General features: G+C 69.3%; 21 protein-coding genes. 15 read left to right on the top strand and 6 right to left on the bottom strand.

Annotated features, from left to right (window positions below):
* Positions 1-4 precede the first annotated feature (4 nt).
* The 5 genes from BMZ18_RS05340 to BMZ18_RS05360 form a co-directional block, all read right to left on the bottom strand.
* Complete coding sequence (locus tag BMZ18_RS05340; RefSeq protein WP_074921893.1) at positions 5-1,678, bottom strand: TnsB C-terminal domain-containing protein; 1,674 nt, start codon at positions 1,676-1,678, stop codon at positions 5-7.
* Positions 1,679-2,511: 833 nt separating this feature from the next.
* Positions 2,512-2,754 carry a plasmid partition protein ParG gene (locus BMZ18_RS05345; protein ID WP_074921895.1) on the bottom strand — a complete coding sequence of 81 codons (243 nt, stop codon included), beginning with the start codon at positions 2,752-2,754 and terminating at the stop codon, positions 2,512-2,514.
* Complete coding sequence (locus BMZ18_RS05350) at positions 2,751-3,335, bottom strand: ParA family protein (protein WP_074921897.1); 585 nt, start codon at positions 3,333-3,335, stop codon at positions 2,751-2,753. Before BMZ18_RS05350 ends, BMZ18_RS05345 begins: the two co-directional genes overlap by 4 nt.
* A 586-nt stretch (positions 3,336-3,921) precedes the next feature.
* A complete protein-coding gene (locus BMZ18_RS05355; protein ID WP_074921898.1) occupies positions 3,922-4,116 on the bottom strand; it encodes a hypothetical protein in 195 nt (64 codons plus the stop codon).
* A 74-nt stretch (positions 4,117-4,190) separates the two neighbouring features.
* On the bottom strand, positions 4,191-6,119 hold the full coding sequence (locus BMZ18_RS05360) for a hypothetical protein (protein ID WP_074921900.1): 1,929 nt from the start codon (positions 6,117-6,119) through the stop codon (positions 4,191-4,193).
* Between the two features lie 778 nt (positions 6,120-6,897).
* Here BMZ18_RS05360 and BMZ18_RS05365 point away from each other — a divergent pair.
* A complete protein-coding gene (locus tag BMZ18_RS05365) occupies positions 6,898-7,782 on the top strand; it encodes an MBL fold metallo-hydrolase (RefSeq protein WP_170851458.1) in 885 nt (294 codons plus the stop codon).
* Entirely contained in the window at positions 7,779-8,855 is a 1,077-nt protein-coding gene (locus BMZ18_RS05370) for a GAF domain-containing protein (RefSeq protein WP_074921902.1), read from the top strand. The genes BMZ18_RS05365 and BMZ18_RS05370 overlap by 4 nt, the downstream gene beginning before the upstream one ends.
* A gap of 53 nt (positions 8,856-8,908) precedes the next feature.
* On the opposite strand, the gene BMZ18_RS05375 is transcribed toward BMZ18_RS05370, so the two are convergent.
* Positions 8,909-9,355 carry a helix-turn-helix domain-containing protein gene (locus tag BMZ18_RS05375; RefSeq protein ID WP_342028275.1) on the bottom strand — a complete coding sequence of 149 codons (447 nt, stop codon included), beginning with the start codon at positions 9,353-9,355 and terminating at the stop codon, positions 8,909-8,911.
* A gap of 793 nt (positions 9,356-10,148) precedes the next feature.
* Between BMZ18_RS05375 and BMZ18_RS05380 the strand changes: the two genes are divergently transcribed.
* The 13 genes from BMZ18_RS05380 (at position 10,149) to BMZ18_RS05440 (ending at position 23,124) form a co-directional block, all read left to right on the top strand.
* Complete coding sequence (locus tag BMZ18_RS05380; RefSeq protein ID WP_083400167.1) at positions 10,149-11,306, top strand: hypothetical protein; 1,158 nt, start codon at positions 10,149-10,151, stop codon at positions 11,304-11,306.
* A gap of 106 nt (positions 11,307-11,412) precedes the next feature.
* Complete coding sequence (locus BMZ18_RS05385) at positions 11,413-12,273, top strand: DUF8176 domain-containing protein (protein WP_074921908.1); 861 nt, start codon at positions 11,413-11,415, stop codon at positions 12,271-12,273.
* Positions 12,270-13,124 (top strand): hypothetical protein, encoded by an 855-nt coding sequence (locus BMZ18_RS05390; protein ID WP_074921910.1) that lies wholly within the window; start codon positions 12,270-12,272, stop codon positions 13,122-13,124. Before BMZ18_RS05385 ends, BMZ18_RS05390 begins: the two co-directional genes overlap by 4 nt.
* Positions 13,121-14,731, top strand: coding sequence for a cutinase family protein (locus BMZ18_RS05395; protein WP_083400168.1), 1,611 nt, complete (start codon positions 13,121-13,123; stop codon positions 14,729-14,731). Before BMZ18_RS05390 ends, BMZ18_RS05395 begins: the two co-directional genes overlap by 4 nt.
* A 48-nt stretch (positions 14,732-14,779) precedes the next feature.
* Positions 14,780-16,468 (top strand): peptidoglycan DD-metalloendopeptidase family protein, encoded by a 1,689-nt coding sequence (locus tag BMZ18_RS05400; protein WP_074921912.1) that lies wholly within the window; start codon positions 14,780-14,782, stop codon positions 16,466-16,468.
* Positions 16,465-17,091: a hypothetical protein gene (locus tag BMZ18_RS05405; protein ID WP_074921914.1), complete on the top strand. Its 627-nt coding sequence runs from the start codon at positions 16,465-16,467 to the stop codon at positions 17,089-17,091. The genes BMZ18_RS05400 and BMZ18_RS05405 overlap by 4 nt, the downstream gene beginning before the upstream one ends.
* Positions 17,088-17,747 carry a hypothetical protein gene (locus BMZ18_RS05410; protein ID WP_074921916.1) on the top strand — a complete coding sequence of 220 codons (660 nt, stop codon included), beginning with the start codon at positions 17,088-17,090 and terminating at the stop codon, positions 17,745-17,747. The genes BMZ18_RS05405 and BMZ18_RS05410 overlap by 4 nt, the downstream gene beginning before the upstream one ends.
* A 107-nt stretch (positions 17,748-17,854) precedes the next feature.
* Complete coding sequence (locus tag BMZ18_RS05415; RefSeq protein ID WP_074921918.1) at positions 17,855-18,142, top strand: hypothetical protein; 288 nt, start codon at positions 17,855-17,857, stop codon at positions 18,140-18,142.
* 2 nt (positions 18,143-18,144) lie between these two features.
* Positions 18,145-18,435, top strand: a complete 291-nt coding sequence (locus BMZ18_RS05420) for a hypothetical protein (RefSeq protein ID WP_139203847.1) — start codon at positions 18,145-18,147, stop codon at positions 18,433-18,435.
* Positions 18,432-19,103, top strand: a complete 672-nt coding sequence (locus BMZ18_RS05425) for a DUF8175 domain-containg protein (protein WP_074921922.1) — start codon at positions 18,432-18,434, stop codon at positions 19,101-19,103. Before BMZ18_RS05420 ends, BMZ18_RS05425 begins: the two co-directional genes overlap by 4 nt.
* Positions 19,104-19,173: 70 nt before the next feature.
* Entirely contained in the window at positions 19,174-20,040 is an 867-nt protein-coding gene (locus BMZ18_RS19330) for a DUF8175 domain-containg protein (RefSeq protein WP_074921924.1), read from the top strand.
* The gene (locus BMZ18_RS05435) at positions 20,034-21,527 is read left to right on the top strand and encodes a hypothetical protein (RefSeq protein WP_139203849.1); all 1,494 of its coding nucleotides are present in this window, start codon (positions 20,034-20,036) and stop codon (positions 21,525-21,527) included. The genes BMZ18_RS19330 and BMZ18_RS05435 overlap by 7 nt, the downstream gene beginning before the upstream one ends.
* A 100-nt stretch (positions 21,528-21,627) precedes the next feature.
* A complete protein-coding gene (locus BMZ18_RS05440) occupies positions 21,628-23,124 on the top strand; it encodes an SCO6880 family protein (RefSeq protein WP_074921928.1) in 1,497 nt (498 codons plus the stop codon).
* The last annotated feature ends 31 nt before the right edge of the window (positions 23,125-23,155 follow it).

The raw sequence follows: 23,155 nt of genomic DNA on the forward strand, positions 1-23,155 counted from the left end.
CTGCTCACCACTGCTCGATGTCGTCGAAGATCGACACGTCCGTGTCCGGTTCGCGCTGGTGCGGCGGCGGCGACACCGGAGTGGTCGAAGAAGGTCTGTCGGCGAGGTGGTTCCGGCGTTGGCGGTTGCGGCGAGCTCTGCGGGTGTCCGTCTGTGCACGGTCGGTGAGGTCGCGCATCTGCTCGATCATCGAGAACACGGCGCTTTCGTCGACGCTCGACCGTCCCTGCTCTCGTAGGCGGGCAGTCGCGGCGCGGTGCTCCCACAGTGTCACCGCAGGGTTCGCCATCATCCGGTACGGCACCTCGACGTAACCGGCTCCGTCGGGTTCGAGCACCCAGATGCGGCTCAGATCGCGGGGGTCACGCCGGATGACGAACGCACCCAGGTGCTCTCGGCGCGCGACCCACGGCTTCAGTGCGTTGCAGAAGTAGCGCACATGGTCGACGACGAATCCGGTGCGCGAAAGCCGGCGGCGGATCACCGGAAGGAAGTCGATCAGGAACGCGGTCTCGTCGACCACCACCGATGGTGGTTTGGTCGCAGCGCCGACTCCGGTGCCCCACTTGGTCGCCGGGGTCTGACCGAGGCCGGTGTGGATCCTCTCGTGGTAGGTCGCGATCGACAGCATCAGCCACCGTTCCAGCTCGCGCAGCGTCAACGCAGCGTGTGCATCCGAGTCGTAGCTGCCACGCCGGTCCGGGTTCGAGAACGTGGTTCCGGGGAGCTCGTGCACCGCCGTCATCGTGGTTCCGATGACGCGTTCGACTATCCCGCCGTAGTGCGGTCGCCCCGATGGTCGGTAGTCGAGGGCGACGCCGTGTTGGGCGCATCCGCGGCGCAGCGCCTCGCTCTTGAATTCGGTGGCGTTGTCCAGGTACAAGCGGTGCGGCTTGCCCGCCATGGGCCACCGAACCTCACCCGCCAGACCGTGGACCTGCAACCATGCCTGTTTCTCGCTGCACACGCGTCCCAAGCACAGGCCCACCGACACGGCGGACGGTGGTTCCAACGTCACCACGAAACCGAGTACGGCTCGGCTGAAGACATCGATCGCAATCGTCAGGTACGGGCGGCCGATCGGTCTGCGCTCGTGGTCGTCGACGACCATGACGTCGACGACGGTGTGGTCGATCTGAACCACGTCGAGAATCTCCCGAGTCGGCGGTGCAACGCCGCCGAACGCCTGACGCGGGCGGGCTGCGTCCGCTCCCCCACGCGCTCGGGCCACCACTGCGGGCTTCAGGGCCGCGATCCGTGCGGCGACCGTGTTCCGCGACGGCGACGGAAGGCCCGCACCGTGGCATACAACAGCGATGCGGCGATGCACCGCAGCGACACTCAATTTCTGGCGGCGGAGAAAGTGCCGTCCCACCTGCTCCGCGATGATCTCCTCGACAGCGTCGGACACCCGGCTTCGACCTCGACCACCCGACGACGGGCGAACCAGGAGATCCGCCACGGTCCCTGTCCCGTTCTCCAGCTTGTCGAGCAGGGCGTACACCTGCCGACGGGACACGCCCAACCGTTCGGCTGCGTCGTCGACCACCGCCAAGCCCACTGGGTGCATCTCGAGCAGCGGAGCGAGCACCGAGAAGCGGAATTCCGCCTGCTTCCACCTCTCCGGTGACGCAGTCAGAACCCCGCTCTCGATCACGTCCAGCTTGTCTACGTCCACCTCGCCCCCAAGGTCACCCAGGTTCGCGACAGTGCTGCGCTCTTCTGAACCCAGAATCGCAGAACTCGACCGCACTCACCCGGAAAACGCGACGATCGAGCGCAGTGCGCTTCTGACCCTGACAACGGATCCGCCCTCGGGGTGCCTCGATAGACGGTCGTCAATCCGGACCGCCGCACTGCGGTCTGGGACCGCTTGATCAGCACACCTATTAGATTCAGCCCTATGCAGTGGCCGCGACTCTCCCTGGGCCGCCACCGGCCTGTCGGTGGAGCCGTTCGCCGTACTCCGACGGGCGGGTGACGCGGGGATGCCGCACGGCGGCGACCGTTGGCGCTGCGGGTCTGACTTACGTGCGGGCCGCGGGGCTACTGCGCTACCCGAGCTTCCGCTTCACACCAGTGATCGCCATCGTGCCCGGTTCTGAGACGGCAGCGCACACCTCCAAGTTGCTTGCGGCCATAGGGGTAATACAGCGCGTCGCACCACATATCCTTTTCGATCACTTCGTCCTCGGGGGCGAAGTGTCCATGAGGGTCTAGCAAGTCGGCGTCAGCCTCTTCTCCACATACTGGACAAGACCAGCTAGCCATTGAGGTTCCCTTTCGTCAGTCTGGTCGTGAGCTGCCAAGCTCGAACCGATGCCACGTCCAGAAGCAGGATCGGGGCTCAGATGAATAGTGCCCGTCACACCGTCCCGACTCCAGGCAGGCTCGCGGCGATACCTGCCGGTGCGGTCACTGGTCCCGTTCGCGCTGTATGCGGATGGATCACAGTTCGTTCCACCGCCTCACCGGCGCAGCCCTCAGCAGGCGCAAAAAGCTCGCTTAGAGCTATTTGTGGTCGTCGATCCACTTCTCGATCAATTCCTCGACCACGTCGCGCATCGTCGTGCCTTCCTTCGCGACAGTGGCCTTAAAGCTGCGGTGTAACGGCGTGTGGATCAGAGTGGTCATCTTCGTCAGGTCGGCACTGGAATCGACAAAAGTTGTCTCCACCGACGGTGCGGGCGCGGCGCCCTGCGTCGGCGCCGCCGAACGGCGCGGACCCAAGGAACTCGACTTGTTGAGGCTCATGACATGGACTCCTCGATCTCGCGGACCACGTCGCTGTAGCCCTCGTCGTGGCGTGGCGTGGTACCGAATGTCGACCTGACTCGCTCTTTCATCGGGATCACGGTGTCGAATCGGGGGACGTCGTTGTCGTCGAACACCTGCTTGGCTTCGTCCAAAAGCCTGGTTCCGAGGCGCGCGGCGGTGATGAGGACGCCGAAGGGAAGCCGGCCTTGGATCGAGGGGAGCGTCTCCCACACTCGGGCTGTGTCCAGGCCCGTCGCTTGGGTCGGAAGGATAACGAAATCCGATGCGGCGATGGCGGCGTCGATGACCTGCCCGTCGCCGGGCGGGGTATCGATGATGACGACTTGCCCCTCCCCCGCGGTGTACTTGGTCAGCCTCTTCATGTTGGCCACTTCGACCTTGAACGGCAACGGATCGCCACTTTCGGCGGCCCGGTCGGCCCAATCGGTCGCTGATCCCTGCTTGTCCAGGTCGAGCATCACAACTTTGTCGCCGCGTTTGCTGTACGCGGCAGCTAGGTAGATCGCGCTTGTCGTCTTGGCGGTGCCACCTTTGGTGTTCACCATGCTGATGATCATGCCTCTGCCCCTCCTCCGGTCCAGTACTACCAGCAAGCTGTGTATACAGCTGTACGGCACACGGTTCTACGGAAACCCGGATAGCTGTATCTACAGCAAACCGGCAGCCGTGTACCTGTAATGCCGTGTAACCATACAACCAGTAAACCGTGTTGCTGTATACCGCATTCACGGTATCACAGCTAACCGTGTACCTGTATATGCAGAAGCCTGTATCTACAGCTTGCTGTATGCGGCGCCCGGTAATACAGCTATACAGTTTAGGCGTACGCTGGCTCGGACGCCGGTGCACTCCGGATAGCCAACTCGCTCACTAAAAGGGGCGAGCCGCCGGCGGCGCTCGGGGCCGGGCTCAAACGGCGCACGCGGAGAGACCTCCGTCCGTACTGACCTCAGTACGTGCGGCTAGTTGCAGTCGCGACTTGCCAACCGACCGCCAACGCCGTCGAAGAACGCAGACGTACGGGGAAAGCCCGCGGCGGCGTCAGTGGGGCCGTCGAGCATGCCGAGTAAGCGGTTGGCAAGCTGTTCGGTAGCAGTGTCACGGGTTTCGCCGAGGGCGTGCAGGACGCGTTCCGCCCACGGATCAGGGTTGGGGGGAGTGGAGGATTGCCGCCGCGGCGGCCCGTAACTGCGCTATGGATGCGGTCGCCGTGAAGGAGCCTTCCGGTGCGGTTGCCATGAACGAGTTGGTGCGAATGTCGTCGAGGACAGCGCGGGCGTAGGTCTCGACTTCGGCGGCCGCGATCGTCAGGTGCTCCTCGGGGACGCCGGTGAACATGGTCTGTAACGGGCTGTGGGGTGCGGTCGCGGGTTCCTCCTGTGGGTTAGTGGGTTTCGGTGCGGTCGAGGGTGTCAGAGATGGTCGGCAGGTGCAGGACTCGTTGCTGCTCCAAGCTGTACGGCACTACGTCTCGGCGACGCCGTGACCGCGTCGAGCAGTTCGGGCAGGGCCGCGTAGGGGTCGTGTTCGGGTCTGTAGCGGTGTTCGTCGGCCATGATGGCGTCCCAGAGCCCTTCGTCCGGTGGGGTGCGGCCGTCGTCGACCGTGACCAGCGGTGGGGGTGGGGGAGCGGTGCGAGCTTCCTCGTGGGCGTCGAGCCATTCGCGCCAGACGATGCGTTCGGCGCGGTGACGAACGATGCGGGTGTGGACGGCCGAGGCGAGGCCGTGTCGAGCGGCGAGGGTGTCGAGGTCGGTGGGGCCGCGCTGCACCAGGCCGTCGCCCGTGACGGTGAGAAGGCCGGCAGTGCGCAGATCCAGGAGGGTTTCGTACCCGCTGCTGCGTCCGATCCGTATGCGCTCGAACAGTGCGTCGACAGTCATAGGGGACTCCGCCGCTAGGACGGCGTCGTAGAGAACGCGGTGGCGGTACCCGACGACGCTCCACACCGGGTGCACCGCTCCGATCGGCGGAAACGCCGTACTGACCGCTGATTCGCCTCCTGCGCCCTCGACCCCCTTCGCGGGCACTAGGGCATACCGATCCGCATTCTGGCCGGCCCCGCGCTCGATCAACAGCAGCGGTGAACCAGGGATGTCGCGCATACGAGCCAGGGTGTCCCACACCGTCGTCTCCGGAAGCAAGCCGGCCGCCGTGGACAACGACCGCCCACCCAATGCCACCACGGGAACACCGTCGACGACCTCCCCACCGACGGCAGCCCCCCACGCCAGTGCCTGCACCACAGCGTGTGTGGTCCAGCGATCCCGTCGACCCGAATACACCGAGGACACCCACCGTTGAGCGAGAGCAAGCCAGGCCGTCGTTGCCGGATCAACAATGCCCCCGACTTCGTACCCCCCTGTGTGCTTTAACTTGTGCCCGATATCCCGGACTGGGTCGGGGAGTGTCGATGCGGCCCAGCTCAGGGCGCGGGCGCAGTCACGAGCGATCGCCGCTGCGGGGGCGCGGTAATGCTCGTACGCCCGACGTATGCCGGCCCAACCGTCGTCGGTCAAAACACGATCGGTGATGACGGCCGCGGTGTCGCCGGCCAGGACGGCGTGGGTGATGACCGACTGACGCGCCTCGGACCGCGACGGCCACCGGGTGGTGTCGAGGCGGCCGGTGGCGGCGAACGCGGCGACCGCCGCCGGCGGGGGAGCGGTGCGGCACAGCCGTGGATGCAGGCGCGCCGAGCTGCCGGCGCCGACGATGCGCTCGCTCGCCGTGATCGCCGCGACCTCCGCCCGGACCGCCCGACGGTGCGAGCTGGCGGCACGGGTGTTCGCCGACGTCTCCGTGGCGGCGCAGGAGAGTGGGGCGGTACCGGCGCCGCCGAGAAGTGCGCCCAGACGAGGGAGGAACGCCGGGTCCGAGCCCACGGTCAGCGTGTCGATCGCATCGTGGAGCTCGCCCGCCAGCTCGCGGACGCCACCTTCCCTGCACGCAGCTCCGGGGACGGTGATGCATCCGGTGGCAGGGTTGGTCATCGGAACGATGTCGAGCGTCGGAAGCCGAGCGGCGAGCAAGCCCAGCAGCGGACGAACCTCATCGACGCCGACCGACTGGCCAGCAGCGAGCGGAACCAGGACGTGGGCGCCGCCGCTGGTGGACGTATCGACCACCGGACGGCCACCGCACTCGCCCAACCAGCCCAACGCTCGGGCGACGTCGGCTTTCACCGCGTCGCCGCCTCGGGTCTTGGCGTCGAAATCCAACGCCAGCACACGCGCACGACCGCGAACGAACAGCGGAACAGCTGCCGGAACCGGCGGACGTTTCGTCGTCAACGGCCGCGCCTCGGTGAAACCCTTCGCCACCGAGTCGTACAGGCGCATAGACCGACGAGCAGCCAGCATCGGGGCCAACCGCCGCCACACCACATCGGGTGTCGGCCGCGCCGGTTCCGGGGACGCGACACGTGCGGAGCTTCTTGGAGCTGCGTCAGGGCGCGATGTATCCTGAGACCTGTCCAGCAAGACAGTCCCTTCGGGGTCATGCAGTACCGGGAAACGAGTTGGTACCTCGTCTCTCACCAAACTCGAGAACCCTCGCCCTCTGCCAAGGGTGGGGGTTTTTCGGTGAATGGCCTTCGGCGCTGCGTTATGCGTTTATGTGCAGTGCTCTTTCCATCAGACGGCCAGTTTCAGCTCCTCCTGGTTCAGCTCTCGTACGAGATCGGGCCGGTTGTGCGCGACCGCGATGAGGTCGGCCAAGTACTGACTCACCGACGAACATCCCCGGTCACGCGCAGCTTGCTCAACGAGCGCACTGAGCTCAGGGGCCACTCTCGTGCCCATGAGCCGCCGCTCGCCCTTCGACGGCAATGGCATCGTTCAGCCTCTCCGCGGACTCCCAATCCGTGTCGCTCATCCTGTTACAGATCGGCGAGATTTGGCGGACCGACACGCCGGGGCACGTGGTTGCTCTCGTCCACCACTCCCGATCCACCGCGCTTTCGGGTCAAGACCCACGTGTGAGCTACAACACGACCGCCGCACAACGTGAGCTCGGCCGCAACCGATGCCTCAATGGCGTGCAAACAATGGACAAGCAGGCACGCGCGGCTTAGTGTCCTCCAACAGACCAGAGCGCGCTCTGGCTATTCCCCGGTTCGTGGGCTTCCCCGTATCGGATGACAAAGCTCCGCGCAGCCGCAAGGCACCGCGCTTCGTCATCGACCGGGAGGTGCCCGAAGTGACCGTGACAACCGTGCACCACCTGAACTGCGGCACTTTCAAGCCACTCGGTGTACAGATGGTCACGCACGTGCTGCTCTGCGAAACAGCCGATGATGGTCTGGTTCTGGTGGATACGGGCATCGGGATGTCCGACGCGGCCGATCCGTCCACCCTAGGTGCCGCCGCAAACCTGTTGTCTCCAGACCTCACCACGGGGTCCAGCGCATACTGCCAAATCCGAGCCTTGGGCCTCGACCCTGCGGATGTAACCAACATCGTGGCAACCCATCTCGACTACGACCACATCAGCGGGGCATCGGACTTCCCGCACGCGATGGTCCACCTCACCGAAGTCGAGTTGACGGCTGCGCTGGGGGCCCCGCAGCCGCGCTATCGCCGCGCGCACATCGATGCTCTGACGGGAGGTCGGTTCAAGGCCTACGCCGGAACGTGCGATGCGCTGCTGGGCTTCTCCGGCGCATACCCCCTCGCCGGTCTGGACGGCCTGTGGCTTGTTCCCCTGCAAGGCCACAGCGCCGGGCACGCCGCTGTCGCGGTACGAATCGGCAACCGGTGGATCCTCCACGCCGGCGACGCGTTCTTCCATCACAGTGCGATAGGACCTAGCGCACCCACTCACGCCTCGGGCCGCCGCCGGACGAGTTTGCTCGAGAAGCTTCTGGCGGCGGACCGCTCGAGAATCGGCACAAACCACCGAAGGCTGTCGGAGTTGGCAGCATCGCACGAGCACGACGTCCAAGTGTTGTGCTCCCACGACCGGTATCTGTTCGACCAATCAACAACGGAGAGCGCCCCGTGAGCACCGCCAAGCCCGACTGGCTGCTGATCGAAACACTGGGGGCGACTCGCTGCACGACGGACGGCCCCGAAAACACCTGCGCACCAACCGTCATCGCAACTGGGATCGAACCCCGCGACTTCGTGGGCATGATCCGTCGTATCAAGGCTGCGTTCACTGACTCGGCAGTTGAGTCGGTCACAGACGCTATAGACGCCGTGCTCGTCAATGCCGCTTCCTACGTCGAGCCCGTCGCCGAACCCGGCGCAGCCCGGGCCGTCCATGCTCACCCCGTGCTCGGTCCCGACGGAACCGTGTTCGGAATCGAGGTCTGGGTGGGGCGGGGCACACCGCCGCCGCGACTGTCGGTGGGCACATTCGACTTCGACTGTTCCACCGATATACCCCGACACGGCAACGGGCTCGACCAATCCGTACTGGGTGCGGACAGGACGAACGACGGCGTTCCCCTCACCGTGGCGTCGGTGTGGTCGCGGTTCAGCGTGTTCGAGAACGAAGCCGGCTACTTCGAGTACGTCCGCGACATCAAGGACGGAGAGAGCTCTTACGGGCGCACTTTTCACACACCGATCCGTCTGGTGGGCCTGGACGGCGACGACCGCGATGTTCAGATGAGCACCAGGAGTCTTGGAACTCGAATCAACGGAATTGTTCAGGTTCTCCACCGATACGAGGGCAGCGCCGTGACCGACCGCCTGATTACCCGAACTGTCGCGGCCCGGTTCAAGCTCGCGACAGGAGCAACGCTGGCGCGTATCGACCTCGACACCGGCATCGTCAAGGAGTGGTTGTCGGAGTTCAGTAGTCCGTTCGCAGCCGCTCAGGTGAATCCGCTCGATGTCGAGCCTGCCAGCCAAGACCGTTACCGAGTTGCCCTTGATCAGATCGCAACCGGAGTTGAGCAGCAGACCGAGTTGCAGTTGTTCGTCAGGTTGGACGCGGCGACCCCGTACTCGCCCGTTCAGATCACCCTCTCCGGCGTCGAAGCCGGCGCACGAGACGCCTCGCGGAACCGGCTCAAGGAAGGACTTCTCGAAGTACACGCCCCACTCGAGGTCGGCGGTGCTTGGTGATCAAGACACACGCCTACCGGCCGCAAGACCGTTTCACACCGTCAGGGCTGCTTTCAGGCGAGGGTTCCGGCAGGTCGGCGACGCGCCCGTTCGTAAGCGGCCCGGTAGACGGGCTGTTCGACTCCCACCAGCTTCGACAGCACTTCGAGCTTGTCGTCAGTCAGCGGTATGTCTGCTCGCTCGATGCGGCCAACCACGGCGGTCGGCAGCTCTGCCATCTGGCCGAGTTGAGGTTGCGTCAAACCTCGAAGAACGCGCAGGTCCGAAGGAAATCGTTCATCGAGCGGGACATTCACGACGTCCTCGATGCGGATGTCGAGAACCGCTGTGACGGCGGCCAACACGTCTACCTGGGGCGTCCTGATGCCGCTTTCCCACTGGTAGATCGTTGCGGCCGACACGCCAGCAGCACGCGCCGTCTCCGCAATCGTCAGACCAGCGCCGGAGCGTGCAGCGAGTCGCGACTCCCTGAGGCGCGAGGGGTCGAAACCTCTCAGCACCCGCCGACTCATTCTATTCCTGCGCTCATCAGTGGACACTTTGCCGCATCCCTTCTAGAGTGTTTATCTGACAGTCTCATATCGACTGTCTCATAACGACAGACCAGAGGAGTCCGACAAGACTTTCAGAACCCCCGTGGCTGCGCTCGCTGATTGGGAGTCCGCACGCGCAACCACGGGAGCCACCACAACCAGAAGGCGCTAGGCGCCGGTCCAGTCGGGCTATTCCAGCCTAAAGGACCGCATCGTTGCCTGACGCCCAGCGAGAGGCGAAGCCCTGATGCACTCGTCCGACCTAGCTGGTCACCCGCTCTACCATGTCACCTCATCTCAGCTGTGCACGTCGATATACGAAGGCGCTTCGTCCTTCGACCTGTTGGTGTGCAGCTTGCCGGTACATGGACCTGGCATCGACCACGCGTGCGTCGGAGACGACGGCAGCGTGCTCGCGATATGGCCAGTCGAGCGTGGAGCCCGCCAGTTGTTCGGAGAATCCGCTACTCCCGTAGGCCGCGCTTCCTGACCGTTTGCGCCCGGCATGTCCGACGCGGTCCGGCTCTCTGCATGGACGGCGAATGGACACCTACACCGCACCGCCGCGTCCACCGGAAGGGGGTCACTACTCCAACTGAATTCACCTGTGCTGGACCGGAAGCCGCACCTTCCGGTCCTCACACGCAAGAACCGATCCGCAATCCGATTCCGAAGCGTTGAGTTGAAAGGCAGAATGTTGAACAGTGACAACAGATCTGGGCGACACCGTAAGCAGAAGACGGTAGCCCGTTCCTCTTTGGTGGTCGCGTCTGCGGCCGCGGTGGCGGTGGCGTTCGCCGGCCCGGCCTCGGCCGATGAGGTGCAGCCGGGACTGAGCACGACCACCCCGCAGCAGCCGGGATTGTCGACCGCCCCGGCTCCGGCTCCGACGTACCAGCGTGAGTTCCTGCCAGGGTTCACCCCGTCACCGCAGGTCCAGCAGTCGCAGTGGCGCAGCTACGACGACTACCAGTCCGGCCGCCAGCAGTCCTCGACCACCACCGCGCCGGTCTACTACGCCCCGGCCCCGCAGCAATCCGCCCCGGCCGCGCCCGCACCGTTCGTCCCGCCGACCCCGCCGCCCCCGCCGACGGTGCAGCGCACCGTCATCGCCCCGGTCGACGCACCGGAAGGCACCATCCTCATCGGCAGCCAGGCCGTCGCCCGCCCGGACTTCATCGACGCCCGCACAGCCGAGCAGTTCAACAACTCCGCCTCCGCACTCCAAGCCGACGGCGCGAACGCCCTGGTGAACGCCGGCCTGGTCGACGCACCGCAGGCCGACCGCGTCGCGGCCGGCGCCGCGACCGGCATCGTCGTCGGCGGCGCGATCGGTGCCGCCGCACTCGGTGTCCCCGCCACCGCCGTCGGCGCGGTCGGCGGCGGCCTGGTCGGACTCGGAATCGGCTCCGCCACAGTGCCGTTCGTGTGGTGGGCACCGGGCATCGGCTGGGTCTTCGGCCCCGGCGTCGGTGCCGCCATCGGCGCCGGTGTCGGTGCCGCCGCGCTCGGTGTCCCCGCCGCAGTGGTCGGTGCGGGCATCGGCGGGGCGATCGGTGGTGCCATCGGCGCGACCGCGTTGGGTGGCGAGCAAACCACCATCACCGAACCCGTCCCCGCGCCGCAGCCCGCTCCCTCGCCGGTCACCGAGCAGGTCTCCGACGCGCTCGCCCCGATTCCCGGTGCGCGCGAGGCGGTGTCCGCTGCCGCTCCGCAGCTCGACTCGGTGGTGGCGTCGATCGACGCCGCCCCCACGGCGGTCGAGACGGTGGCACCGGCACTCGATCAGGCCCGCTCGGCCGTGCAGTCGATCCCCGGCGGTGCCGACGCAGTAGCGGCGGCGGCCCCGGTCATCGAGCAAGCCGCCTCGTCCGTCGACGCCGCTGTTGCTGCGGCGCTCGGCTCGTTCGCCGGCTGACTTCCTGGTGCGGCCGGACCGTGAGCACGACGCGATCCGGCCGCATCCGAAAGTCCGCCGACCACAAACACTGCCGACCACGAGGCGACGCGAAGGAACGCACCCGATGGCCCGATCCGACCACCGCGACGACGAATGGTTCGCGGCCCTACCGCCCGCGCCGACCGCCGTCTCGTCGATTCAGACACCAGCTCCAACCGCCGATGATGCCGATGACGCCGATGCGGACACCGGGCGCATCCTGACCCTGCCCGACCCCGCACCCACCGCCCCGGCGTGGCAGTCCGCACTGGCGAGCCTCCCCGCCGCCCCTACAGCGTGGTCGGACGACCCGCAGCTCACACCCGAAACGAAGAGCACCCAGTCGACCGATCGGCCGGGACGGCTACGCCGCCACCGCTCGTCGCTCGCCGTGGCAGCCTCGATCGGCGCACTCGCCACCATGATCGGCGCGGGCGCCGTCCTCGTGCTGCCGTCCGCTCCGACCGGCGAAACCGAGGCTGGCCTGGCCGCAGAACTGTCGTCCGCCGGGGTCGACCCGACTGCGGACCCGGCGACGTCGACCCCCGACCCCGAGCCGACAGGGCCACTGCCGTTCGAGCAGTGGTGCACCGGTCAGCCGGGCGGAACCGTCGCCGACACCGGCTCGGCGGACCCGGATCTCGCGGCCATCGCCCGCATCGAGGAGGCGTACTACGGCAGCCGCGACGTCGCCGCCGCTCGCGCCGTCCTCGCCTCCGGTGTCGAGCTGGACGCGGCCGCCTTCGACGCCGCGGTCGCCGCGATCCCCGTCGGCACCGAGCACTGCGTGCTCACCGCGCCCCGGGGCGCCCCGTCGCAGTACCGAGTCACCGTCGTCGAACGGCGACCCGACGGCACCGAGAAACGCTTCGTCAGCTCCATGACCACCGCACCCGCCGCCGACGGGTCCGCCTCGGTCATCGCCGCGATAGGCCCGGCGTCGTGACCGACCGGGGAGCGTTCCTGGACTGGCTGGGCCCCGCCCCGGATCAGCCCACCGCACCCGCCGACCCTGGCGCCGCTGAGTCGAGTCCTGCACCCGAGGGAGACACCTCGATCGATCCGCCCCGGGCCGCCGGCCGCGTGGTGACGGTCGCCGGGGCACACGGCGGCTCCGGAACCACCGTGGTCGCGGTCCTGCTGTCGATGGTCGCCGGAACCACCGGGACCGCCGCGGTGCTCGACGGCACCGTGATCGGCGGGGACCTGCTGCACCGGGCGCCCGCGGACATCGACGTCGGCTGCACCTGGCACCACTGGGTCACCGACCCGCACCGCACACCGCCGCCCGGCCGGTGGGTGGCCCTGGGCCGTGACCGCGCCGCTGCCCCTCACGGGTTGCCGCTGGCGGCCGCGGCGGGGGAGCTGGCCGCCGCGGGACGCACCGTTGTCGTCGACGCCGGAGCGTGCGTCGGGTCTGCGTGGTTCGACGAGCTCGCCGCGGTGACCGACCACCTGCTCCTCACCGTCGACGACCGACCCGGCGCCGCGAACGCCTCACGGCCGGTGCTCTCGATGGTGCGGTCCCGACTGGGGTCCTCGCAGATGGGGCGGTCGGTGCAGATCGTCGTGACCTCCCAACGTCCCGGCGTCGACCACGTCACCGGACCCCTCACCGACGCCCTGGCCGGCCGCGTCGCAGGCGTGCACCACGTGCCCTACGACCCCGAACTCGCCGCCGGTGTCGAGATCGACACCGCCCTGCTGTCGGCGGCGTCGATCGATCTCGCCCACGCCGTCCTGGCCCACACCGACCCGATCACCGAGACCCCTGCGCACCGGAAGGCCCGACCATGACCGACTCCACCACCCGCCCGCGACCGGTCACGGTGTCGCTGCTTGCCGCCCCGCTGGCGGCGGCGGTGCTGCTGACCTCGGCCGGGACCGCCGCCGCCGCACCCACCACGTCGTCGGCGGGCAGCGGGTGCGACGTGCTGCACGTGTTCGGGCTGCAAGGCACCGGTCAGTCCGGCGACGCCGCCGCCACCGACGTCGATTCCGGGTTCCTCGGCTCCGCGATCACCATTCCGCTGTCGCTGGCCGCCGACAACGTCGGACGGACATTGATCCCGTACGCGGCGAGTTTCGGCGGTAAGCCCGGCGACAGCACCGACCTGCCCTACGCGCAGTCCATCGCCGACGGCCTCGACGCCGGGGCGAAGTTCCTCGCCGACTACGCCGCACGGTGCCCCGGCGCGAAGATCGCCCTGACCGGCTACTCCCAGGGCGCTCAGGTCGCGTCCGAGCTGGCCCGTCGAATCGGCGCCGGCGACGGGCCCGTTCCCGCCGCCGACGTCGCGGCGGTCTCACTGTTCTCCGACCCCACCCGCCCCGCGAACTCCCCGGCGTTCCCCGGCTCCCCGACCGGCGAGCGACCCACCCCGCCGCCCGGTGTCGCGGCCGACCTCGATGGACTCGATGTCACCGCCCCGCCCGCCGACGGCTCCGGCGTGGCCCCGGTCATCAGTGCCGACAGCGCAGCGACTGCCGGTGCTGCTGCTCGGTCGACGTTCGGGTCGCTCAGTGGCCGCGTCGCGCAGTTCTGCACCGCCGGTGACCTCGCGTGCTCACTGCCCGCCAAGTCCACCATCGCCCGCGTCGTGACGAACATTTCCGGGCAGCTGCACCTGCAGGAGCAGGACCCGCAGCGCACCCTGATCGACCTCGCCGGCGCGGTCGGTGGAACCACACTGCGCACGGCCGCCGACGTCGTCAACGACGACGTGAACTTCACCGGAGGACAGTTCCGCGTCTCCTCGGGCGGCGACACCGTCCTCGGCCGTCTCGCGGAGAACTCTCAGGCGACCTCCGACACTCCGGAAGCCGACGCGAAGATCGTGCGCGCCGTCGTCAAAGCCGGGGTCATGGGGTTCGGCGCCGCGGTGACCGTGGCGAAAAAGGTCCTCACCCCGGCGACCATCACCGAACTCGCCACCGTCGGACTGGCCAACCCCCCGGCGGCCCTGGCGGTCCTCGGCACCAAGCTCACCGCCGCCGTCGCCTCCCTCGTCCCCCCGGCGACCATCTCCTCGGTCCAGCGGCGCATCTATTCCGAGGTCACCAAAGGGGTCCAGGAGAACGAGGGACTGCTGACTCTCGCCACCGACGTCCGCTACTGGGACACCGTGCGCCTGCACGGCACCTACGACCAGGTGCCGGTCACCGCCGACGGACAAACCCCCGCGAAGTTCACCGTCGAGTGGTTCACCCGCCTCGCCGCCGCTCTCACCGACGACCGCACCAGCTCGTCCCCGACCGGATCGACCACATCGACCGCGCCGACGGTGCCCTCCGGTGCGGCCCGATCGCAGCTCACGCCGTCCACCACGGCCGGAACCGTCACCACCCGCACGTCGCCCCCGGTCACCTCGTCCACACCGGCGGACCCTGTCGCCGGTTCCTGACCACCCTCACCGTCACTGCCCGGCCACCGCAGAAAGGAGGACGCACCCGTGTCGTCGACCCCCAGCACTCGCACCGCCGCCACCACCGCCGCCGCGGCCGTACTCGCCGTCCTCCTCGTGGTGGTGGCGGTCGCGGTGGTGCTGACCCGCCCGGACGATCAGTGCGCACTCCCCAACGGTGCGGGCGGCGGACCGGTACCCGCTGGTACACACGTCAAGCCGACCGACCCGGCTGCGACCACGCTGACATCCGGGTTCGGTCCACGGTGGGGCACCGAGCACCGCGGCGTCGACTACGCCGGACCGATCGGCACGCCGATCTACGCCTTCACCGACGGAACCGTGCGAGAAGCCGGACCGGCCAGCGGTTTCGGCAACTGGATCATCGTCGACCACATCATCGACGGAAAGCCCTACTCGACCGTCTACGGCCACATGGAGAGCGACGGAGTACTCGTCACGACCGGCCAGCAGGTCACTGCCGGCCAGGAAATCGGCCGGATCGGCAACGCCGGTCAGTCCACCGGTGCGCACCTGCACTTCGAGCTCTGGGACGGCGGACGACTACCGGACGGAGCGGGCACGGCAATCGACCCCGCGCCGTGGACCTCGGCCGCCGTCACGCCGGGCGCAGCCCCGGCTCCGACCGCACCGAACCCGAACTCCGCCCCCGGCGCCGGTGCGTCCGGGGCGACTACCGGCGGTCTGAACGACAAGCAGCTCGCGATCGCCAAGCAGACCGTCGCCATCGGCGAGGCGATGAACGTCCCCGAACAAGGCATCGTCGTCGCCCTGGCAACGGTGTCGCGGGAGTCGACGTTCCAGATGTACGCCAGCTCCAACGTCCCGGACTCGCTGAACTACCCGCACGACGCCGTCGGCTCGGATCACCTGTCGGTCAACCAGTTCCAGCAACAGGTCACCATCTGGGGCGACACCGCCACCCTGATGAACCCCGTCACCGCCAACCGCCTGTTCTACGAGCACCTCCTGGCCGTCCCCGGGTGGAAGTCGATGCCCACCGCCGCCGCCGCGCAGGCCGTGCAGAACTCGGGTCTACCCGGCGCCTACGCCGAACACGAACCCCTCGCCCGCGCCCTGTACGCGCAGTTCGAAGGCGCAGGCCGCGACCTGTCACCGGCCGAGAAGGCCGCACTGGCCGGAGCCGGGTCCTCCGCCTCGGCCACCGCCGTCGTCGACGGCGGATCGGCACCGGACTGCGCGCAGGCCGGGTCGGCGTCCGGCGGCCCACAGTTCCGCCCCGGCGGACCGTTCGGGGCCAACGTCATCGCCGCCGCGATGCGCTGGCTCGGCACCCCCTACGCCTGGGGCGGCGGAGACCAGAACGGACCCACGGGCGGCATCAGTGACGGCGGCGGCGCCGCGGACGCACACGGCGACACCGGAAAAGTCGGCTTCGACTGCTCCGGACTGACCCTGTACGCGGTCTTCCAAGCCTCCGGCGGCGCGATCAGCCTGCCGCACTTCACCGGCGACACCTCCAACCCCGGCCAGCTCTACGACCCACGGGGACAGGACATTCCGTTCGACCAGAAACAACCCGGCGACCTGATCTTCTTCGGGTCCGCAGGCAACACCCACCACGTCGGCATCTTCTACGGCGCCCGGAACGGCACCGAAATGCTGCTCAACGCACCGCAATCGGGCGACGTGGTCTCCATTGCACCGCTCTCGGGATGGGCGGGCGAACAGATGTACGTCAGGAGATTCGGATGACCCCCACCACCGCCACCCGCACCTTCGGCCGCGGCCGAAGCCGCGGTGTCGCCGCGGCGCTGACCGCGATCACGCTCGCTGCCGCGGCCTCGGGATGTGGAACAACCACCGACACCCCACCCGCCCCCGACGGCGGGTCCATGCCGACCTCCACCTCGGCGGCGCCCCCGACGGTGTGCACCGACCTCATCGACCAGTTCACCCGCACCGACCTCTGCGACGTCGACGCGGTCCTGTCCGACGCCGCCGCCGCCCTCTACTCCTACCGACCCGCCGAGCAAACCCAGAAGGGCGTGAACATCGACTCCGCCGCCACGCTGCTCAACCCTGCCTGGGTCCGCGACCTCGGGGTGTCCTACTCCGCTCTCGCCCCGGTCACCGGCGCCGACTGGGACCGCTGGGCCGCCGCCGGCACCGTCGTCGACGCCGACGCCGCCGTAACCGCGGACGATCACCCGGCCGACACCGACACCCTCGTCCGCCGCGTCGTCGCCGTGCACCAGAGCCTGATCGCCCCGGACAGCACCGTCATCGGCGAGTTGCCCCCGATCGCGCTGTACATGACCGCCACCCGCGCCAACCGTCTCGCCGGCTGGGCTGTCTCCGGGGTGACCGTCCGATGACCGCCGCCCACAACCCCGGCCACGCGGGAGACGACAACGCCGCCCCGGCGCCGCGTCTGCCGCTTCCAGGCGCACTCGCGCCGCCGCCGGAGCGGCGGGCCGCCATCTGGGACGCGCCGGTTCACCGCACCGCCCTGTGCGCCGCCGACCCACTGGTGTGGCTGCTCGGAGCGCACGGCGGCGCCGCGGTGTCCACCCTGACCGCCTCCCTCGCCTGGGCAGGAGAGACCGGCGGAGCGTGGCCGTCCGGTGGCCACGGCGATTCCCCCCTGGTCGCCGTCGTCGCCCGCACCCACGTCCGCGGTCTACGCGCTGCCCACGACCGCGCGATGGAATACCGCGCCGCGCTCACCCCGCCCGGGGTGCACCTGCTCGGGCTGATCCTCGTCGTCGACACCGACCGGCGCCCGGGCACCGACCTCACACGCGAGATCACCCGCGTGTCCTCGGTGTTCGACAACGTCTGGCGTCTCGGGTGGATCGAACCCTGGCGGCACCTGCTGCCCGAAGAACTGCCGGCCTGGGCACCGACCTCGGAGCTGCCCTCCGACCGCCGCGCCGCCGCAGACGTTCGCCGCGTCCCGGTCCCCCCGGTGCGCGCGCTGCACGACAGCCTGCTCACCGCCGCCGCCGCAGCCCTACGGAACCCGCAGTGACCGCCCGCGACAGCGGCGGTGGCCGCGCACCACCGGCTTCGGACCTACCACCTGCTCACTCGACGTCCCCACGGGCCACACGCTCACCCACCGACAAGGAACAAGCCATGTTGCTGCACAGCCTCACTGCCACCACCGACTACCTCGCTCAGGTCGGCCCCAACGGGGTCGACGCCCCGCCCGGGGCGGACAAGTACCAGCTGCTGATGAACATCGGTCTGTGGGTCGCCACCGGCCTGCTCGCCGTGATCGGCGTGTTCGCCGGCGTCAAGTTCGCCATGGGCCACATGGACGGCACCAACACCCGCGGACAGCAATTCGCGCTCGCCGCGGTCGCGATCGGCGCGGTGTTCTCCGGCACCGCCACCGGCCTCGTCAACACCTTGATGGTGTGAACGTGGCGGCCACCGTGACCGCAGCCGCCGAGCTGCTGGCTCAGATTCCGCCGGACACCGGCCCCATCACCCCGCCCACCGAGGTGACCGCCGACCTCGAACAGGTCGGCCGCTGGTTCTTCTGGTCGGCCATCGCGGCATTGTCGATGCTCGGCGTGGCCGCCGGGGTCTACCTCGCCGTCTCGTTCCGCCGTCACGGAGAGCTCAGTGAGGGCGAACGCCGAGTCGCGTTCGTCGCGGTGGGGGCGTTGCTCGCCGCGACGTCCGGTGGCTGGGCGGCGGTGATCCTGTGAGCACCGTCGTCCGCCGCCGACTGGCGCCCGCGGTCCTCGCCGCTGCTGTTCTGACCGCCGCCGGGTGCGGCTCCGGCAGCCAGAACCACGACCCCGAGACCGACGGCGCACGGCCGGTGGACCTGTCCGCCGCACCCGCCGAGGTGACCTGGCGGCCGTATCAGGGCGTGCAGGTGCCCTATTCCGCCGCCGACGGGCCCACGGCCGACGCCTACTCCGCGGCACCTCGCGGCTACACCGACACCCCCCAGGGTGCGGTGCTGGCGGCGATGCAGGGCCAAACGCGCCTGGCCCTCGCCCCGGATGGGGTGTGGACCACGGCGGCCGCCGCGCTGCTTGCCCCGGGGCCGGGCCGCGACGCCTACGCCGTCGCCCGCGCTGCGGCGTCCATCCGCACCGCCGCCGACCCCGCTACCACCGCCGCGTTCACCGGATTCCGCGTCAACGCCTACGGCGACGGCCGCGCCGTGGTCGACCTCGCTACGACCATGCCCGGCGGACAGGTCACCGCCGTTGCGGTGACCCTGACCCGCCGCAGCGGTGACTGGCAGATCGACCTGCCGTCCCCGGAACCCGATGCGGGAGCCGACGACCCGACCGCCCCGGCACCCACCGATCCGGTCCCGCTGTCGTCGCTGGACGGGTTCACCGCGTTCTCCGCCCCCTGACCGACCTCTGCCACCCGCACTGCCCGCACCACCGCCACCGCCGCCGCCGCCGCCGCCGAAAGGATCGACCGTGAAGACCTCGCCGACCCCACCGCCCGAGGACGGGTTCCTCGACGAGCACCCGAAGATCAAGTGGCTCGCCACCTCCCGTACCACCGGCGTCGCGGCGGTGGCGTTCGTCGGGATCGTGGCGTTGCTCGTCGCGGTGATCGTCGTCCGCGCCAACATCGGCACCGACGACCGCGGGCAGGGAACCGCCCAACTGGCCACCACGCCCTCGGCTGCGGCGCCGATAACGCCGTCCGCGCCCGGAGGCTCCGGGTTCGGGCCGTCCATCGCCGACGGCTTGGGTCGCGAGATCGCCATGCCTGTCGACGAGCAGGGTCAGATCCTGCCGCAGACCCCGCCGCCGGACCGCCCGGCGTTCGATCCGGCGGTGCCGGTGCCCGCCCCGGAGGGCGTGATGTGGCAACGCATCGGCGCCACCGTCGCCCCGTTCTCCACCTCAGACGGACCCACCCGCATCGACGGGCGACTCGCATTCGGGTTCGCCCACACCCCGCAGGGAGCAGCGCTGGCGGGGTGGCAGATCACCGCGCGCATGCTGCGCAGCGGCGACGACGTCCGCGAGGCCTACGCACGTCAGATCGTGGCCGATCCCGGCCGGGAAGCCGCGACCATGAACCGGTTGGAGGCGAGCGGCGAGAGTGATTTCCGGACCGGTAAGGCGCTGATCTTCCCCGAGGCGTTCCGCGTCGCGTCCTACAACGAGAACGGCACCTTCGCTGTCGTGCGCTACGCCACCCCCCTCGGCGGCGGAACCTGGTCGGCCGGACAAGCGGCGCTGACCTGGGACGACGGGCAATGGAAGCTGCGCGACACCCCCGCCCCGGCGACCACGACAATCTCCTCCCTCGCCGGGTGGACCCGATGGTGACGCCGATCCTGCGCCGAGCGCTCCGGACCGCGGCCGCACTGCTGGTCGCCGTCGCGGTACTTCTGCTCGCCGGTACGGCCACCGCGCTGGCGCAGGAACCGGACACCACCGAGACCGCGGAGGACGGCGGCGGCCTGCTCGACGCCTGCAACTCCCTCTCCGACGGCATCGGCAACATCGGACCGATTCCGGGGATCATCGACGTGCAGAACGGTTGTCGAGCACTGGCCACCGTCGCCGATCCCTCGGGCGCTGCCGAAGCCGCTGTCGACTGGGCCGCGTCCGGCGCGGTCGGTGAAGCCGCGGAGGCGTTCCTCGAAGGGTTCGGGCAGGCGGTGAACCTGATGTTCACCTGGTGGCTCGACATTCCGTTGCCCGAGCTGGCGAACCCCGAATCGGTCGGGGTGTTCCACTCGTACTTCTACTGGTTCAACGCCTCCCTGGTGGCGGTGTCGATCACCGTCGCCGGAATCCGGCTGGCGGGGGCGTCGGCCGCAGCCCGCGATCAACGCGCCACCGAAGCCGGGAAGATCCTCGTCCGCACCGTGTTCGCGGCGTCGACGTTCGCCCCAGTCCTCGTCGTCACGCACGCCGCGACCGTCGCGATGGGCCGGTGGATCGTCGACGAAGCCGCCGGCGGCGAGGTCGCCGACGTGCTCGGCAACCTCTTCGACATCACCGCCGTCTCCGGCACTCTCGCCGCCGGGCTGGTGTTCGTGTTCGCCCTGCTCGGCATCGTCGGCGCGATCGTCCAGGCGGTGTTCATCGTCGTCCAGTACGCCATGCTCATCCTCGTCGTCGGGTTCCTGCCCACGGCCGCTGCCGGGTCGGGCACCGCCGCCGGTGAGCAGGCGTATCGCAAGATGCTCGGGTTCGCCCTGGCAACGGTGCTGTTCCCGCTGCTTTCGGCCGGCGTCTACGCCCTCGCGCTGTGGTCGGCGGGCAGCGACGACGCCATGAGCATCCTGTGCGGAATGGCCTTGCTCGCCCTGTCGTGCCTGTGCCTTCCGGTGCTGGTGCGCCTGATCGTCCCGGCCGTCGCGGCATCCGGTGGCGCGTCGGGGGCCGCTGCTCTCGGCGGTATCGCTCTCGGCACCGGCGCCGTCGCCGGAATGGCCATGAAGGCCGCCAGCCCCGGCGCCGCCGGCACCGCGGGAGCTGCCGCACCCGCCGCGGGCGGCCAGTCACCGGACCGCCCGACCGGGGCGATGACCAACCCGCCGTCCGCACCCGGGCCACGCGGCGGCGGCGCTGCCGGAGCGGCCGGTAGCGGCGGCGCTGGCGCCGGGGGCCGGGCGGCGACCGGCGGCCTCGCATCCGGAGCCGCCGCGGCCACCGCGGGGCCGGTCGGGGCCATCGCCGCCGGAGCCAAAGCCGGCGCCGCCGCCGTGTCGGGCGCCGTGCAGAGCGTCGAGAGGGCCACCGGAGCCGCTGCCGGCGAAGGCGAACGCGACTCGCACGGCCGAGCCGGGGGCCGCAGCCGATGACCGGCGCCCATCCACACCGAACTTCCCACCCGCGAACCGGAGGACCTGCCATGACCTCACTGCCGAGAACCACCCACCGCACCGTGTCGGCGGCCGGGCGATGAGCGCCCCGCAAGCCGAGCGGACCGTCCGCACCTACGCCGGGTACATCGACGAGCGCCGCACCTACGCCTTCGGACTCACTCCCGTGGCGTTCGGCGCTCTGGCGGCGATCGTCGTGCTCACTCTGGCGGTGATGTTCCTGGCCGGATCGCCTTTCGTGGCGCTGGTACTCGGCGGTGTCGGTGTGCTGGCGTGGCTTCCGCTGGCGATCCGTGGGCCGCAGGGCAAGTCGGCGTACGAGCTGGCGTTGCTCGGTCGGCAATGGGGTGCCCAGCGCAGCGCCGGCCGCCACATCTATCGGGCCGGGTCGCTGTCGAATCAAGCCGGGGGCCGCACCCGGTTGCCGGGCATCGGCGCCGAAACCGAGATGTGGTGGGCCCTCGACGTCAACGGTCACCGCTTCGGGATGATGCGGATGCCCAGCACGCACCAGTACACGGTGCTGCTGCGCTGCCGGATCGGCGGCGCCGCGGGCAACGACCAGGACGTCATCGACGGTTTCGTCGGCTCGTGGGCGAACTTCCAGACCATGCTCGGGCAGGTCACCAACATCGCCGCCGTCGCGGTGACCGTGGAAACCCTGCCCGACACCGGCGAGCGGGCACGCGCCAACGTCGAGTCCATCACCGACGCCCTCGCCCCGGCCGATGCTCGGGCGATCCTGCTCGAACGCCTCTCGGCCGCATCGGAATCGGGTTTTCGGGTGCATGCGCGTGTGGCGATCACCTTCGACGCCGCGACCCCCGCCCAGCGCAAGGACCCGATGGCGGCCGCCGAGATGATCGGCGCGCAGCTGCCGGTGCTCTACACCCAGCTCGGGCACACCAACGTTCTCGCGACACCGATGACCGACAGCGAGTACGCCGCCGTCGTGCGCCGCGCGTACGACCCTGCCGCCGAGCCGGACATCGAACGTGCCCTCGCGCTCGGGGAGCACGTCTGCGACTGGGCCGACGCCGGCCCGGTCACCGCCGAGGAGGACAAGACCACCTACGTCCACGACTCCGGCGTCTCGCGGGTGTGGACGATGACCCGCCCGCCGTCCGGGTTCCCCACCGAGCGGGTGTTGGTGGGACTGCTCTCGCCGAACTCGCAGATCCCCCGCAAGCGCATCACGCTGCTGCTGCGCCCGTACGCGCCGGGCGATGCCGCCAAAACGGTCGAGGGCGACTTCAAATCCGCTGTGGGCGCGGTCAACACCGCCCGCGGTATCGGATCCGCCGCCGCCGACATCGCATTGCAGAACGCCGGGGCAGCGCGGGTCGCCGAAGCCCGCGGACACGGGGTGGTGTCGGTGTCGATGATCGTCACCGCCACCGGCGAGAGCGAGGACCAACTCGACACGCTCGACCCGGAGATGGCGTCCCTGATCTCCGGTGCACGCATCACCGCCCGCCCGGCATACCGGTACCAAGCCGCCGCCTGGCTCGCCGGCCTCGGCATCGGGGTGCTCCTGCCCGATCACGCCACCATCCCGAAGTCGCTGCGCGGCTGACCCGTTCACCCCCGATCTGAGGAGGAAATCC

The sequence above is a fragment of the Rhodococcoides kroppenstedtii genome (genome assembly GCF_900111805.1).
Lineage (GTDB): Bacteria > Actinomycetota > Actinomycetes > Mycobacteriales > Mycobacteriaceae > Rhodococcoides > Rhodococcoides kroppenstedtii.

Bases quoted from the DNA above. Each gene is read 5' to 3' on its own strand.
- BMZ18_RS05350 (WP_074921897.1), bottom strand. From the start codon at position 3,335: ATGATCATCAGCATGGTGAACACCAAAGGTGGCACCGCCAAGACGACA.
- BMZ18_RS05355 (WP_074921898.1), bottom strand. From the start codon at position 4,116: ATGTTCACCGGCGTCCCCGAGGAGCACCTGACGATCGCGGCCGCCGAA.
- BMZ18_RS05415 (WP_074921918.1), top strand. From the start codon at position 17,855: ATGTTGCTGCACAGCCTCACTGCCACCACCGACTACCTCGCTCAGGTC.
- BMZ18_RS05395 (WP_083400168.1), top strand. From the start codon at position 13,121: ATGACCGACTCCACCACCCGCCCGCGACCGGTCACGGTGTCGCTGCTT.
- BMZ18_RS05405 (WP_074921914.1), top strand. From the start codon at position 16,465: ATGACCCCCACCACCGCCACCCGCACCTTCGGCCGCGGCCGAAGCCGC.
- BMZ18_RS05360 (WP_074921900.1), bottom strand. From the start codon at position 6,119: ATGCGCCTGTACGACTCGGTGGCGAAGGGTTTCACCGAGGCGCGGCCG.
- BMZ18_RS05345 (WP_074921895.1), bottom strand. From the start codon at position 2,754: ATGAGCCTCAACAAGTCGAGTTCCTTGGGTCCGCGCCGTTCGGCGGCG.
- BMZ18_RS05435 (WP_139203849.1), top strand. From the start codon at position 20,034: ATGGTGACGCCGATCCTGCGCCGAGCGCTCCGGACCGCGGCCGCACTG.
- BMZ18_RS05410 (WP_074921916.1), top strand. From the start codon at position 17,088: ATGACCGCCGCCCACAACCCCGGCCACGCGGGAGACGACAACGCCGCC.
- BMZ18_RS05385 (WP_074921908.1), top strand. From the start codon at position 11,413: ATGGCCCGATCCGACCACCGCGACGACGAATGGTTCGCGGCCCTACCG.
- BMZ18_RS05440 (WP_074921928.1), top strand. From the start codon at position 21,628: ATGAGCGCCCCGCAAGCCGAGCGGACCGTCCGCACCTACGCCGGGTAC.